Consider the following 15,591-nt stretch of genomic DNA (forward strand, 5'->3'; position numbering starts at 1 on the left):
CATCAGAAGATTTGGCAGCAATTACAAATAAATCTTTGTTGCAGTTACATTTGAATCAGCACTGAAGTTAGAAATCCTACGAGTGTAGCAGAAACCAACAAAAACCACTAACGCTCGCACGGCTTAGGATTACGCCTAAAGATTTATTTAGGATTTGCAACAAAGCTTCGCAAGCCTTGATTTATTCATCTGCTGTTTATAGTTTTAAAGGCATTCATGAGCTCGCAGAAATGCTCGGTTTTGTTTCTTTTTTATCAAGAAAAAAGAAAGAGCCGTTCTGGCGGCGAGGAAAAGCACCACAATTTTTCTTATTTTTAGTTTAACCAAACTACAAATCAGATGAAAAAGCTATTATTATTCACCTCTCTCATTATCGCAATAATTTGTGTTAATGCCCAGGAGAAAAAACCTAAAGTACCTTATGAAGGCTTTGGCTAAAAAACTGGGAGCTGATAATTATGGAATGAAAATGTACGTGCTCGTAATCCTCAAATCAGGATCGAATACTACAGAAACCAAAGCAAAAACAGATAGTTTATTTGCCGGCCACATGGCAAACATGGGTAAAATGGTAGAAATGCAAAAACTCGTAGTTGCCGGCCCGCTGGGTAAAAACGATAAAAATTATCGTGGTATTTTCATTTTAAATACGAAATCGATCGAAGAAGCCAAACAGTTATTGGAGAGCGACCCGGCGATTAAAGCCAAATTGTTAGAACCAGAGTTGTACAACTGGTATGGATCTGCTGCACTTTCGGAGTATCTGCCATTTCATGATAAGATACAGAAGAGTAGTTTCTAGAAATCTTCCACAAAGTTATCGGATCCGCTACCATTGATAGAGTCAAAAAAGTGGTCGTCATCTCGACTGGAACGCAGTGGAATGGAGAGATCTATCTCGAGACAGATTTCTCGGCTCCGCTTCACTCCGCTCGAAATGACGGCATTTTTTTGGCGCATACGCGTTAATCCACCTCTAATTCATTGATTTCATGTAATGCAACATTTCCATTAACATCGCTCAATCCTACTCCCCATTTCATAAATTAGCGCATCAAATAAACAACCCTAACTAATTATGAATAAAAAACTACTATTTTCTGCACTATTTCTGTGTGCTTCGACCAGCGTTTTTGCGCAAGACCGAAAAGTAATCGACAATATTGTTAAAGAAGTGAACGAAAACTCTCAATTAGAGAAACTTGCACACGAATTGCTTGATGTTGTTGGTCCGCGTTTGGTTGGCTCGCCACAAATGAAACAGGCTAACGATTGGGCAGTAAAAAAATACAGCGACTGGGGCATTTCTGCCAAAAACGAAAAATGGGGCGAGTGGGCTGGCTGGGAACGTGGCATTACCCATATCGATTTGGTAAGTCCCCGGGTACGCACCTTAGAAGGTACTCAACTGGCCTGGAGCCCATCAACCAATGGTAAAGCCATTAATGCAGAAGCGATCATCCTTCCGGCAATTACTGATTCGGTTTCCTTTCAGAAATGGTTACCCAATGTAAAAGGTAAAATTGTACTCATTTCGATGAACCAGCTTTCTGGCCGACCAGAAAAAAACTGGGAAGAATTTGCTACGAAAGATCTTTTCGAAAAGTTTAAAAAAGAAAAAGCCGAAGCTGCAAAAGCTTGGGCAGCCAGCCTGGCCAAAACCGGTTTAACCGCCAAAACACTCCCTGTCGCTTTAGAAAATGCAGGTGCGGTGGCTGTAGTAATCAATAACTGGTCGCAAGGCTTTGGTGTAGATAAGATTTTTGGTGCAAATACCACAAAAGTACCAACTTTAGACCTATCCGTTGAAGATTATGGCCTGGTTTACCGTTTGGCATTAAATGGTGATAAACCTAAGTTAAAAATCGAGGCAGATTCGAAGAAATTAGGAGCTGTACCTACTTTTAATACTCTTGCAGAGATTAAAGGAACACAAAAACCAAATGAATACGTAATGCTTTCGGCGCATTTCGATTCGTGGGATGGCGCAAGTGGCGCTACCGATAACGGATCGGGAACCATTTTAATGATGGAAGCCATGCGCATTTTAAAGAAAATCTATCCTAACCCGAAACGCACCATTTTGGTTGGTCACTGGGGAAGCGAAGAACAGGGTTTAAACGGTTCGAGGGCATTTGTAGAAGACCACCCGGAAATTGTGAACAATCTACAGGCTTTATTTAACCAGGATAACGGAACAGGTCGCGTGGTTAACATTGGCGGACAGGGTTTTGCTAAATCAAAAGACTACATCACCCGTTGGCTGGCCGCAGTACCTGATACGATTAAAAACCAGATCAAAACCAGTTTCCCGGGAACACCAGGCGCAGGTGGATCAGATTTTGCCTCTTTTGTAGCCGCAGGAGCATTGGGTTATTCGTTAAGTTCTACCAGCTGGGATTACGGCACTTATACCTGGCACACCAACCGCGACAGTTACGATAAACTGGTTTTCGACGAAATTAGAAGCAATGTGATTTTAGCGGCCATTATGGTTTATATGGCATCCGAAGATCCTGAAAAAACTTCGACCGAAAAAGCAACCGATTTACCGGTTAATGAGCGTACTGGCAAGCCAGCTACATGGCCGGTTCAGACGAAATCGAACAGAAAAGGTGGTTTGTAGGTAAGAATTTTGAATTGTTTAAAAAAAAGAGCATTTGGAAACAGGTGCTCTTTTTTTGTTGCAGCAACCTTGAATATGCTGTCATGCTGAGGCACGAAGCATCTGCAACCGATGAAACAGATGCTTCGTACCTCAGCATGACAATAAGCGGCGTTACTCCTCTTTCTTCTGAAACTTATAAAACAAGTACCCTAAAAAAGGCAATATCAGCACACTCCCCAACAAAAGCGCTAGGCCCAAACTATAAATGGTTTTCTCTGGTCCGGCGGTTTCCAATAACGATACTGCATTTCCGCTTTTTAAACGGATAAAATTAGGAAAGTGGGCATAACTAATCGCCAACAGGATCATCGTTACCTGAAAGCCTGCTAAAATGCGTAATACCTTGGTTTTGCCTTTAATCAACAGGTACCATAACAAAACAAGAGATAAACTGGCCAGTATAATGGCTGATAAACCAACTGTGCTTTTAAACACCCAATCAATCAACGGAATTTTATCGCGTTGTGCGGCAATAAATACCATCGCACCAAAAACTACCGCAGCTACATTCATAAATTCCGCCTTTTTAATAAAACGGCGTTTATCATGGTATTCATTTGTTTCGCCGATAAGATAGATGGCCGCAAGGAAACCACAAAGTGCAACCGTAAAGAAGCCTACAGCAACAGAAAACCAGTTTAACCAGCCCGAAATATATGCCGTATAAAAATCTGTCGCCAGTGGATCGATATGCCCTGAAATCAGGCTTCCGGCTATAATACCCAGAAATAAAGCGGTAACGAAGCTCGAATACCTGAAAATGCGGTTATAAAGCCACTGCATATCATCCTTTACGGCATCATAATGGCGGAATACAAAGGCTGTACCACGGGCTATAATCCCGATAAGCATAATGGCCAATGGAATATGCAGGTAAACCGACATCGTGGTATAAATAAAAGGAAAGCCTACAAAAAGGATCACAATCGCAATAATGAGCCACATGTGGTTGGCTTCCCAAACCGGACCAATGGCCTGGTACATGGTTTTACGGGTTTTACTCCTGTTTTTTGTTGAAGTAAACAGTTCGATAATACCGGCACCAAAATCGGCTCCGCCCAATAAAAAGTAGAGCAGGATGGCCATACATAAAAATGTAATTACAACATCTTTCATAATTTATTTTTTTTGCCACAGATTTAAACAGATAAACACAGATTTTAAAGCAGTTAACCTACATGCATCAAAATTTTTATCCGTGTTCATCCTTTTTATCTGTGGTTAATTAATTACTTCGTTTCAGGTTTGTTATAAAGTACAGGTACCATTTTAATCTGCCGGTAAAGTAAAAATGTTACGATAATGCTCAGCGACACATAAATCGCCGAGAAAATATAAAATGAATAAGCTATACCAGGCATCGGGGTAACCGCATCTTTTGTGCGCATAATGCCATAAATAATCCAGGGCTGCCGGCCAACCTCCGTAACTACCCATCCGGCTTCTAAAGCGATATAACCAAGGGGAATAGCAAAAACAAACAGTTTCAATAACCAGCGCTTTTCGGTTAAAGGTTTCTTTTTAAATAAGATGAAAAAATAGGTTAATGATACTAAAAGTAATAGTGTACCTATCCCCACCATGATCTGAAAAGCATAATGGGTTACCGCAACCGGAGGATGTTCGTTTTCAGGAATCTGATCAAGTCCCTTAACTTCGGCTTTAAAATCGCCATGCGCCAGAAAACTTAATGCGCCAGGGATTTTAATTGCTCCTTTTACCGTTTTATCTTTCTCGTTTACAATACCACCAATCAATAACGGTGCAGGTTTTTCGGTTTGATATAATGCTTCCATTGCCGCCAGTTTTGCAGGCTGGCGTTTGGCAACGTCTTTTGCAGATATATCGCCACTTAATGGCTGTAACAAAGCAGCAATGCAGGCAAATACAGCCGCTATTTTAAAAGCTTTTAAATGGAATGCAGCATTTCTGTTTCTCAAAATCATTAAAGCATGTACGCCTGCCACAGCAAAGCCTGTTGCGGTAAATGCAGCCAGGCACATGTGCAAAGCCTGACTGAACCATGCTCTATTAAACATGGCCTGTATGGGGTCGATATTAAGGTATTTACCGTTTACAAAATCAAAACCCGCCGGACTGTTCATCCAGGCATTGGCAGCAACCACCAGTATGCCCGAAGCCAGTCCGCTTACCCCTACTACCATACCGGTAAACCAATGGAACCATTTATTCAGTTTATTCCAGCCGTAAAGGAAAAAGCCCAGGGCTATTGCTTCGATAAAAAAGGCAGTTCCTTCAAGCGAAAAGGGCATTCCGAAGATCGGTCCGGCATGGTCCATAAATTTTGGCCAGAGTAGTCCCAGCTCGAACGACAGCATGGTGCCCGATACCGCACCTGTGGCAAAGAATATCGCCACCCCTTTACTCCAGGCCTTGGTCAGGTTTTTATAAACCTCATCGTTCGTTTTAAGCCATTTATAATGCGATACGGCCATAAAGAAAGGCATTACCATACCAATACAGGAAAAAATAATGTGAAAGCCTAATGATAAGGCCATTTGCGAACGGGCTGCTATAAAATCATCCATGGGCTGTAGATTTTGAATTGTAACAAATATAGTGGTTAAACACTAAAGCCTATGGTAATTCAATGAAGTTGAAAGGATTATTTTAAATATAGAACGTTTATAAATTGAAAAAAGATTTGGACCCTACAACCACCGTCATCTCGAGCGAAGTGCAACGTAGCCGAGAGATCTATCTCGAGTTAGATCTCTCCATTTTATTTCGGTCGAGATGACGACTTTTATTTTTGAATATGAGAATTAAGCCCCCTTCAACTCATCATAAGCAGCGGTTAAACTCCTCTGGATGCCTTCACCCTGCCATTCGGGTGCATTGGGGATAGTGGTTGCTTTCAGGATATCTTCTTTGCTTTTGCCAGCTTTAATTTCGCCACCCACAAAAGTTAGCAGGTTTTGAAGATAATTTTGGTAAGCTTTAACATCGGCTTTGTTTCCGGTTACTTTTTCCGGATCGAGGCTATGCCCCCATATAAACAACGTATCATTATCAAACTGGTTCTGGATTTTATCTAAAGCAGTAATCCAGTTGCCAATGTGTGCACCATTCTCTCTATCAATGTATGGAAATTTACGGTTGAAAACCAGATCACCAACATGTACAATATTTGCATGTTCGAAATGATAAACGGCATCGCCATTGGTATGGCCAGAACCATAATAATAAGCTTTGATATTTTCGTTGCCAACTTTTGCGCTCCATTTTGTGCCGAAAGTAGTATCGGGTAGTAACTGTTTATCTAAGTTATTTGCCTTTTCTGCACCTTTTTTCTGATTAACCAACGAATTTTGATGCGCAACAACTTTTTCTGCCAATCCTTTAAACGATATATTTCCTGCGGTATGATCGCCGTGGTGGTGTGTATTGATCAGGTATTTGAAAGGTTTTTCGCCCAATTTTTTTAATTCTTCAATCACGTGTGGTGCCGTTGTCGGGAATTGTGCATCTACCACCACAAAACCATTGCTCGAATTTAACCAGCCAATGGTTCCTCCCTGCTCAATAAATATACCCACATCATTACGAAGCGGTTTAAAATTATAGGCACGGAACAATTCATGTTGTGCAAAAACATCTGTTTTATAAATCGAAAGCAGGGCCATGGCCAATGCCGAATTTTTGATAAAATTTCTTCTTTCCATTTTGGATTAAGCTAAAAAAACCACAGCAAATGCTGTGGTTTAAATTTAATGATTTTGATCGTAAATAAACAAAATTATATACCGGAACCCGGTGTGGTGCCTGGCTCGTGCCCCGGACCAAAGCTATTGTTCTTACGGTCTTTATCTTTGTTAAACAGATTAGTAGTTACTTTAGATGATTTGTTTTCATCAAGTGTTCTATCCTCTTTAATATCTTCGGCGGTTTTATCCAGTAAATCGTTCTCAACAACTTTACCTTTTTCTTTATTCGTTTCCATAGTAATTGTAAATTGATGTACTATAGGAACAAGCGAAAAATAAGATTGTTTTTAATAGTTGTTTTGAGAATGGGATTTGATCCAAACATCGGAAGTTGCGACAGGCATAAATATCTATTACAACATCGCCCCGGGCAATTTTCCTAACTCATGTATACATCCAAAAGAATGAAACCTCCTTTTGTGGATTTTATTAAAATGGTTCGATGATTCGAAAGAAAAAGGATTGAAGATAAACTTGTAGATGTGTTTCCTTTCTTCATTCAATTTTTCTTCCAGTTTAGCGTTTTCCAGATTTTGAGTGTTGTGGTTCGTTTCCATGATGATATAAATTATTGAAAACCTGACAGGCTTTCAGGGTTAACAATTTTAATAATAATAAAAAGCTATTTTAAAATTTGCTTAACCTTATACCATGGGGATTTTGATAAGGTTTCGTTCTGGAACAACAGGTAAAATGGCATGGACTGCCTTACGTTTAATTAAATATAAGGTTAATTATTGGGTTTTGCAAGTTAATTTTTAGCTGTTTGGTTATTATGTGTTAAAACTTGAAAAGTGTGTTTTTTTTGGAAATCAGTTGCAGATGCATTTAGGTAAATGCAATCTCGCTTTGCACTTAACTTCGTTGCACTCGTGTTCGTTCCGATCGGGTTTAGATGGCACGGCCGGTAATCCTATTTGGGGCTGCAAAATGCCTAAAAATCCCACTTTGCATCATGTCATTAAACCGCAAATAGCAGCAATAAAGCTGTAATTAAACCTGATTAAAGCGGATACCGGCCAGGCGCTTAAGGCCTGCGGGCGTATGAGCGAAAAGCAGGGCTAACATTAAAATGGCAAGCTAAACCTGCTTTCCAAAAAAACATTATTGAATTATTTTGCCCATAAAAAAAGTCCCGATCTGCACCGGGACTCTCCTATTTGGTTAATGATATTTTATGCTAAAGCATTCTGCTTCACTACCATTTTAACTTTTTCTATTACATAATCCAAATCTTCTTTAGTGGTATATTTACTAAACGAAAAACGTACCGACGGGCGGTTGGGATCGGCATTGATGCCGTTTAACACATGCGAACCGATATTTGAGCCGGATGAACAGGCACTACCACCCGAAGCACAGATACCATTGATATCCAGGTTAAACAATAACATATCGGCCATATCCATTTCAGGAAAAGAAACATTGAGTACCGTGTACAAACTTTTATCGGCATCTGTTTCGCCGTTAAAGCCTATACCCGGGATTTCTGCAATTAGCTGTTCTCTTAAATAATCTTTTAAGCCCTGAATATGCGCCTGGTGTTCTGCCATTTCTGCATAAGCTATTTCTAAAGCTTTGGCCAAACCAACAATGCCATACACGTTTTCAGTACCACCACGCATGTTACGCTCTTGTGCGCCACCATAAATCATTGGTGGGATTTTGATATTGCTGTTTACATATAAAAATCCAACACCTTTTGGTCCGTGGAGTTTATGTGCCGCACAAACAATAAAATGTGCTTTAAGTTCTCTTACATTATGCGGGTAATGCCCCATGGTTTGCACCGTATCGGCATGGTAAATGGCATTATATTTTTCGCAGATATCGCCAACTTTAACCATATCAGTTAAGGTACCCAACTCATTATTTGCATGCATTAACGATACAAAAGTGCGTTCGTTGTTTTGAAGGAGTTCTTCTAAGTGATTGTAGTCAACATTACCTTTTTCATCAATATTAACAAAACTCAGTTTATCAATTTCGCCATTTTTAAGCATGGTATTTAGCGTATGCTCTACAGCATGGTGCTCAATTTTAGAGGTAATGGCATGTTTTATCCCATAGGCAGCAATGCCACAACGTATGGCCGTATTATCAGCCTCGGTACCACCCGAAGTAAAAAATATTTCGGAAGGCGATGCGTTTAACAAACCAGAAACGGTTTTACGGGCTTTTTCTACAAGCGTACGCACCTCGCGGCCAAGCGCATGAATGGCAGATGGATTACCGAAATAGTTTTCCATCACATTTGTCATTTCCGCAATTACTGCCGCATCTAAAGGCGTTGTGGCCGCATTATCTAAATAGACCCTTTTCATTTCTACGAATATTTAAAAGTTAGTGTTGCAAAGATGTTTTGCTTCTTCAACATCTTTTGTTTTAAAATGGTCAGGATTCTGGTTTATTAAAATCCTAACCGGTATTTTATTCCTTAATTCTAAAGGAATTAAAGGTGTAATATTTCTTTAATGTCGGAAATGATCTTATTTGCCAAACTTTCGGCAATGGTTTCATTTTCGGCTTCACTGTAAATCCTGATGATCGGTTCGGTGTTCGAACGACGCAAATGTACCCAGGTTTTATCAAATTCTATTTTCAAACCATCAATAGTACTGTATGGCTGGTTTTTGTATTTCTCTTCTACCTGTTTCAACAAATTATCAATATCCATTTCTGGCGTTAAGGTAATTTTGTTTTTAGAAATGTGGTATTGAGGATAACTTGCCCTTAAAACAGAGATTGATTTGCCAAATTTAGCTAAATGTGTTAAGAATAAAGCAATACCTACTAAAGCATCCCTTCCATAGTGCGATTCAGGGTAAATAATACCACCGTTTCCTTCACCACCAATAATCGCGTTGGTAGCTTTCATTTTGTTTACCACGTTTACCTCACCAACAGCCGAAGCATTGTATTCAGATCCAGCTTTCTCGGTTACATCGCGTAAAGCACGGGTTGATGAAAGGTTAGAAACAGTATTTCCCGGGGTATTTTTCAATACATAATCGGCAACGGCAACCAAAGTATATTCTTCGCCGAACATGCTTCCATCTTCGTTTACAAAACATAAACGATCTACATCCGGATCAACTACAATACCCAAATCGGCATTTTGTTTCTGAACTTCTTTAGAAATTTCGGTTAAATTTTCCGGTAGTGGTTCCGGGTTATGTGGAAAATGTCCATCTGGTGTGCAATATAGTTCAACTACTTTGCTAACGCCTAAGGCTTTTAATAAAGCAGGGATAAAAATGCCTCCTGTTGAATTTACACAATCGATTACGACCTTAAAATCGGCCTTTTTAATGGCTTCAACATCTACCAAGGGCAATGCCAAAACTTTATCAATGTGTTTTTGAAGGTAAGTATCGTTTTTGATTACTTTTCCTAATTTATCTACATCAGCGAAATCAAAATCAGCACTTTCGGCAAGATCTAATACTTCTTTACCATCTGTATCGCTGATAAATTCGCCGCTTGCATTTAGTAATTTCAGGGCATTCCATTGTTTTGGATTATGGCTGGCTGTTAAAATAATACCACCACCTGCATTTTCATCCGGTACGGCAACTTCTACAGTTGGCGTGGTTGATAAACCTAAATCGATTACTTCAATACCCAAACCTTGTAAAGTTCCGATCACCAGGTTATTCACCATTTCGCCCGAAATACGGGCATCTCGACCTAAAACAATGCGTTTATTGCCGGTTTTTTGTACTACCCAGCTACCAAAGGCCGCTGTAAATTTCACAATATCAAATGGCGTTAAGCCGTCGCCAGCCCTTCCGCCTATGGTTCCGCGTATTCCTGAAATCGATTTTATTAAAGTCACCTTGTATAATTTATTTGAGGCCCAAAAATAACAAAAAAAACAAGACAGATGCTATTTAACAAGGTTTTGCCAAGCAAATTTACATTGTTTTTATATCTATAAACACGATGGTTCTGGTAGAAATTAGCCGGGTGATTAAAATCAAACGTGTGTTTTAGCGACAAAATTATTTTAATTTTTGATGTTCATTTTCAACATGATAAAAACCCGAAACATAATATTCTTGCAACATTATTGCATAAAAACATATTCTAACTTCACTAGCGATTCTAAAACCTTATATTTGCATCTTTTTAAGATACAAACGGCTTTTATATGCAGCGCAAGTGGTTTCAATATTGGTTTAATTCGCCATATTATCATATTCTATATCAACAACGAAATGATGCTGAAGCCGAGTTTTTTATTGATAAACTCACCCAATTCCTCCATCCGGAAGCCGATGCCAAAATGTTGGATATTGCCTGTGGAAAAGGTCGTCATTCGATCTATCTGAACAAAAAAGGCTTTGATGTTACCGGAATTGACCTTTCTGAGCAGAGCATTAAATACGCCAAACAGTTTGAAAACAACAAACTGCATTTTCTGGTGCACGATATGCGCAGGTTGTTTTACATCAACTATTTTGATGTGGCCTTAAACCTTTTTACCAGTTTCGGTTATTTTGATACAGAGAAAGAACATGTAAATGCACTTAAAACTTTCAGGAAGTGTTTAACAGCCAACGGGATATTGGTGCTGGATTATTTTAACACTGAAAAAATAATCCGCAATTTAAATTCATGCGAAACCAAATCGCTTGATGGTATCACCTTCAACATTACCAAAAACGTTGTGGATGGAAAAATCATCAAAAAGATAAATTTTGAAGACAACCATAAGGTATATAATTTTGAAGAACGGGTACAGGCGTTTAGTTCAGAAGATTTTGAACGGATGCTAACCAAAGCAGGGATGCGTATTGAAAAAACCTTTGGAAACTATAGCTTAGATGATTTTGACCACTCTACTTCTGATCGCTTAATTTTAATCTGTAAAAAAGCATGATAGAAAGCATACAGCAATTTGATATAGAATTGTTCCTGAAAATCCACCGAGGACTTTCAAACAGCTTTTTTGATTGGTTAATGCCTTTAATGCGCAACCGTTTCTTTTGGTCGCCGCTTTATCTTTTTATCATAGTATTTTGCATTAAGCAGTATAAAAAGCAGGGCTACTATATTATTGGCATGGTACTTTTCACTTTTGCCATGGGCGATTTAATTGCCTCGAGGGTGATAAAACCATGGGTATCGAGGGTAAGGCCCTGCAACGATATGAGTTTGGCCAACGATATTATCCACCGTGTGCCCTGTGGCAGCGGACTCAGCTTTCCATCTGCACATGCCACCAATCATTTTGCGATAGCTGTATTTCTGATTTGCATTTTTTACAGCAGGTGGAAACCTATTTTACCAATCGGCCTATTTTGGGCATCTATTATCAGTTTTGCACAGGTATATGTGGGCGTGCACTACCCTGTTGATGTAACTACCGGAGCATTATTGGGCATTACGATCGGGATGATCTGTTCGAGAATATTTAAAAAATTACAACCTGATTTTTAACCTATGGAAATCTGGAAACTCTGCGTACTCTTTTTCTGTGCCTTTTTGGGCGGAACAGCTATTTTTCTGGTAAAGAGCGATAAATCTAAGCTGCTAAAACTGATTTTATCTTTCAGTGGTGCCTATCTTTTTGCCATTACGGTTCTACATTTAATCCCTGATGCTTACAGCGGACCGGATAAGTGGCAGATTGGGGTTTTTATCCTGATCGGTTTCTTATTGCAGATTTTTTTAGAGCAATTTTCGGAGGGTGTAGAACACGGGCACATCCATAAACATCACGATGGACATGTTTTTCCATTCGGCATTATGATCAGTTTATGCCTGCATGCTTTTTTAGAAGGGATGCCTTTGGCAAAAGAGCAGCACAACGAATTGATTTTCGGCATTTCGCTACACCATATCCCTGCGGCTTTTGCTTTGGCAAGTATACTGATGCAGAACCATTTCAAGAAAAGCAGTATCGTACTTTACCTTATTTTATTTGCCGTAATGGCCCCGCTTGGCTTTTATGTAAGCGTTGGGCTAAGCAACGGCACCATAGGCGGCCTGGATGCTTATTTCAATAAGATTATGGGCATAGTAATCGGTATTTTCCTACATATTTCTACTACTATTTTATTCGAATCGAGTGCTGATCATAAGATCAATACACGCAAAATGATCGCGGTGTTGTTGGGAATTGGTGTGGCATTGATTGGTTTCTTCGCCGGGCATTAGTTCAGTTGGTAGTTTTCAGTTGGTAGTTTACAACTGGCAATTAACCTCCTGAGCGTAGTCGAAGGGTAAACAGTTAATTGATTAATCATTTACAATTAATCATTCCTCTAGCCGTTTTTAAACGTTTATAATCGTTTAAATTCGTGTCATCTTCCCAAAATGAGTTAAATTCGAATATGGAAAACATTGTAAACGAACCGGTTGTAGCCTACCAAAAAAGACGTTATACTGTTGAAGAATACCTGGAAATGGAAAAAGAATCAACAGAAAAGCACGAATATTATCAGGGTGAGATATTTGCGATGTCGGGTGCTGGTGATAATCATAATGAAATTTTCAGTAATGTTTTTGGAGAAATCGTTAACAAACTAAAAGGCAAACCTTGCAGACCATATGGAAGCGATAAACGGATGAATATTCCCGAGAATACTTTATTCACCTATCCTGATATTTCAATCTATTGTAACGGCTTAACGCATAGCGATGTTGATGAAGACACCACAATTTTACCAACTGTTATCATAGAAATACTCTCGCCTTCAACGAAAAATTACGACAAAGGGAAGAAATTTAACCTCTATAAAGATATTCCATCACTAAAAGAATACATCATGATTGATTCGGAAGTTGTTTTGGTTGAGGCTTATTATGTTAATGGAGAAAAGAATTGGATGCTTAATCAACACAAAACGCTCTCTGATACCTTAACCTTTGTTTCAATGGGATTTAATATAGCCTTAAGCGATATTTATTATTACGTTACTATTTAAAATTGGAGATCGCAGCTTTATTTCCATTCAATTGTTAAAAATAAAACCGTAAAAAACTATTTAACAAATAGTTAGCACCCTATCCGTTTTAAACGTTTAATCGTTTATTCTTTTCCTTCCTGAGATACAAATTCAGTAAATTCGAATATGGAAAACATTGTAAACGAACCAGTTGTAGCGTATCAAAAAAGACGTTATACTGTTGAGGAATACCTGGAAATGGAGAAAGAATCAACAGAAAAGCACGAATATTATCAAGGAGAGATATTTGCGATGTCGGGTGCTGGTTTTAACCACAATCTTATCTTCTCAAATGTTTTCGGGGTGATTTTCAACAAATTAAAAGGTTCGAAATGCATTCCATTTGGAAACGATATGAGAATGAATATACCCGAAAACACCCTGTTTACTTATCCTGACATTTCTATTTACTGCAACGAAATTAAGCACCTAAACGAGGATGAAAACACTATTTTGCATCCAACAGTAATCATCGAAATTCTTTCGCCTTCAACCAAAAACTATGATAGGGGTAAAAAATTCACCCTGTATAAAGATATTCCGTCGTTAAAGGAATACATCATGATTGATTCGGAAGCTGTTTTGGTAGAGGCTAATTATATTAATGAAGAAAAGAATTGGACACTTAATCAACACATCGAGATTTCTGATACTTTTTCTTTGGTTTCGATGGGATTTGATATGCCTTTAGCTGATGTTTATGAGCGTGTGCATTTTGGCGTAAACTAACTTACAAAGAAGTCAAGTTTGTACACCATTTGTATACAACATAATCTTAAAAAAACTTGACTTCTTTAAGCTCTACTACCAAATGAACTATTTCTTTGCCTTCTTTTTTCCATACCCCCACGGACAGTGTTTACACTTATTTTTGCAACAATATCCCCGCTTTAGATGATAGGCTTCAGTAAAAACCATCAGTCCATCTTCGTTAAAATAAAAATCTTCGCCTTCTTTCATAGCTAATATTGAATGAATGAATTTTGAATGAGTGAATTGGTGAATTTTGATTGATTGAATTTTGAATGATAGAATTTCTTATACAGAAAGTTTTGAATGAATGAATTTTGAATGATTGAATATTTTACCTTTAACCACTCAATCATTCCTTAAATCATTTATTCGGTTATTCCATCCTTCAGTCATTCTCTCATTCATTAAATCATTCATTCGGTTATTCCATCCTTTAGTCATTCTCTCATTCATTAAATCATTCATTCAGTTATTCCATCCTTAAGTCATTCATTAATCATTTCCTAATTAAGTATTTTAACCTCCAGTTTATCTTTAAAATAATCTTTAAGCTGTTTTCCGTCACCATGCAAAGTCCATACCTGTTTTGGTTTTACTTTTTCGATAGTTTCTAAAATGGCATCCCAATCGGCATGATCGGAAATGTAAAGTGAAATCCCGTTTTGCTGCTGCAGGTTTTTCCAGCCAGAGGCAAATGCACGAACCACATTAATTGCTTTATGGTAACTGTGGAAAACCATTGGCGGAACAATGTAAACCTGGTTTTCGTGATGGTTTTTCATCACTTTACGATCGTACATTTTGTAATTACCCAGTTTCATACCATAATCTTCGTATATTTTTACAAATGGCATAATACTAAAGTGCACCATTATATTCCTCGTTGGGCAATGCTCGTTCAGCAACTGGATAATCCGCTGGCTTTTACCTAAAGCATAAGCGCCAAGCATGATATTGGCCTTGGTCTCGTTCAGTTTTTTGATCTCATCAACCGGAGAAGGATGTTTTGTTTCAGGATCGGCAAATGTGCTTTCGGTGATCAATACATCGGCCTCTACAAATTCAAAAGGCTCACAGGTGGCATCAGGTTCTATCTTATAGTCGCCTGTATAAAGATATTTAACGCTTTTATATTCCATTAAAACTTGCGCAGAACCCAAAATATGTCCGGCAGGATAAAAAGAAATGCTTACTTCTTTTATTTTAAAAGTTTCGTGGTAGTTTTTGGTGAAAAAATCGACCGCGGCAAATTTGCGGTAACGGTGTTTCATAAAAGCTGCTGTGGCTGCCGTACAATACACGTTTTCACTTCCACCAATGGCGTGATCGCCGTGTGCATGAGACACCACTGCTTCTTTAACGGGTTGTTGCGGATCGAGGTAAAAATCGCCGTAAACGCAATATAAACCCGTTGGAGTAATGGTAATAAAATCTTCTAAAATCATGATTAAGATAAGTAGGATTTAAGGATTGTATGATCTCAGAA

15 protein-coding genes are annotated in these 15,591 nt (G+C 38.6%); 7 read left to right on the top strand and 8 right to left on the bottom strand.

The features are described from left to right. Positions 1 to 391: 391 nt before the first annotated feature. The gene (locus DRW42_RS01670) at positions 392 to 802 is read left to right on the top strand and encodes a YciI family protein (RefSeq protein ID WP_208643470.1); all 411 of its coding nucleotides are present in this window, start codon (positions 392 to 394) and stop codon (positions 800 to 802) included. Positions 803 to 1,078: 276 nt separating this feature from the next. Beyond that, the gene (locus DRW42_RS01675) at positions 1,079 to 2,626 is read left to right on the top strand and encodes a M20/M25/M40 family metallo-hydrolase (protein WP_113947072.1); all 1,548 of its coding nucleotides are present in this window, start codon (positions 1,079 to 1,081) and stop codon (positions 2,624 to 2,626) included. Positions 2,627 to 2,779: 153 nt separating this feature from the next. Here the strand turns inward: DRW42_RS01675 and DRW42_RS01680 are convergent, their stop codons facing one another. The 6 genes from DRW42_RS01680 to glmM form a co-directional block, all read right to left on the bottom strand. Further along, entirely contained in the window at positions 2,780 to 3,784 is a 1,005-nt protein-coding gene (locus DRW42_RS01680) for a cytochrome d ubiquinol oxidase subunit II (protein ID WP_113947073.1), read from the bottom strand. Positions 3,785 to 3,897: 113 nt separating this feature from the next. Continuing rightward, entirely contained in the window at positions 3,898 to 5,217 is a 1,320-nt protein-coding gene (locus DRW42_RS01685; protein WP_113947074.1) for a cytochrome ubiquinol oxidase subunit I, read from the bottom strand. A gap of 237 nt (positions 5,218 to 5,454) precedes the next feature. Next, a complete protein-coding gene (locus tag DRW42_RS01690; RefSeq protein WP_113947075.1) occupies positions 5,455 to 6,354 on the bottom strand; it encodes an MBL fold metallo-hydrolase in 900 nt (299 codons plus the stop codon). Positions 6,355 to 6,428: 74 nt separating this feature from the next. Further along, entirely contained in the window at positions 6,429 to 6,632 is a 204-nt protein-coding gene (locus tag DRW42_RS01695) for a hypothetical protein (RefSeq protein ID WP_025143865.1), read from the bottom strand. 939 nt (positions 6,633 to 7,571) lie between these two features. Continuing rightward, positions 7,572 to 8,720 (bottom strand): cysteine desulfurase family protein, encoded by a 1,149-nt coding sequence (locus DRW42_RS01705; protein WP_113947077.1) that lies wholly within the window; start codon positions 8,718 to 8,720, stop codon positions 7,572 to 7,574. 128 nt (positions 8,721 to 8,848) lie between these two features. Further along, on the bottom strand, positions 8,849 to 10,234 hold the full coding sequence (gene glmM / locus DRW42_RS01710) for a phosphoglucosamine mutase (protein ID WP_113947078.1): 1,386 nt from the start codon (positions 10,232 to 10,234) through the stop codon (positions 8,849 to 8,851). Positions 10,235 to 10,549: 315 nt separating this feature from the next. On the opposite strand from glmM, the gene DRW42_RS01715 reads away from it, so the two are divergent. From DRW42_RS01715 to DRW42_RS01735, 5 genes are all read left to right on the top strand, one after another. Continuing rightward, the gene (locus tag DRW42_RS01715; RefSeq protein WP_113947079.1) at positions 10,550 to 11,281 is read left to right on the top strand and encodes a class I SAM-dependent methyltransferase; all 732 of its coding nucleotides are present in this window, start codon (positions 10,550 to 10,552) and stop codon (positions 11,279 to 11,281) included. Then, a complete protein-coding gene (locus DRW42_RS01720) occupies positions 11,278 to 11,841 on the top strand; it encodes a phosphatase PAP2 family protein (protein WP_113947080.1) in 564 nt (187 codons plus the stop codon). The genes DRW42_RS01715 and DRW42_RS01720 overlap by 4 nt, the downstream gene beginning before the upstream one ends. Positions 11,842 to 11,844: 3 nt before the next feature. After that, entirely contained in the window at positions 11,845 to 12,561 is a 717-nt protein-coding gene (locus tag DRW42_RS01725; RefSeq protein WP_113947081.1) for a ZIP family metal transporter, read from the top strand. A 176-nt stretch (positions 12,562 to 12,737) separates the two neighbouring features. Next, positions 12,738 to 13,331: a Uma2 family endonuclease gene (locus DRW42_RS01730; protein WP_113947082.1), complete on the top strand. Its 594-nt coding sequence runs from the start codon at positions 12,738 to 12,740 to the stop codon at positions 13,329 to 13,331. Positions 13,332 to 13,478: 147 nt separating this feature from the next. Next, positions 13,479 to 14,081, top strand: a complete 603-nt coding sequence (locus DRW42_RS01735; protein ID WP_113947083.1) for a Uma2 family endonuclease — start codon at positions 13,479 to 13,481, stop codon at positions 14,079 to 14,081. An 87-nt stretch (positions 14,082 to 14,168) separates the two neighbouring features. Here DRW42_RS01735 and DRW42_RS28645 read toward each other — a convergent pair whose 3' ends face one another. After that, complete coding sequence (locus DRW42_RS28645) at positions 14,169 to 14,312, bottom strand: C1orf53 family protein (RefSeq protein WP_158544251.1); 144 nt, start codon at positions 14,310 to 14,312, stop codon at positions 14,169 to 14,171. Between the two features lie 296 nt (positions 14,313 to 14,608). Then, complete coding sequence (locus DRW42_RS01740) at positions 14,609 to 15,550, bottom strand: exonuclease (RefSeq protein WP_113947084.1); 942 nt, start codon at positions 15,548 to 15,550, stop codon at positions 14,609 to 14,611. Positions 15,551 to 15,591 lie beyond the last annotated feature (41 nt).

Origin of the sequence: Pedobacter miscanthi (genome assembly GCF_003315595.1) — a bacterium.
Lineage (GTDB): Bacteria > Bacteroidota > Bacteroidia > Sphingobacteriales > Sphingobacteriaceae > Pedobacter > Pedobacter miscanthi.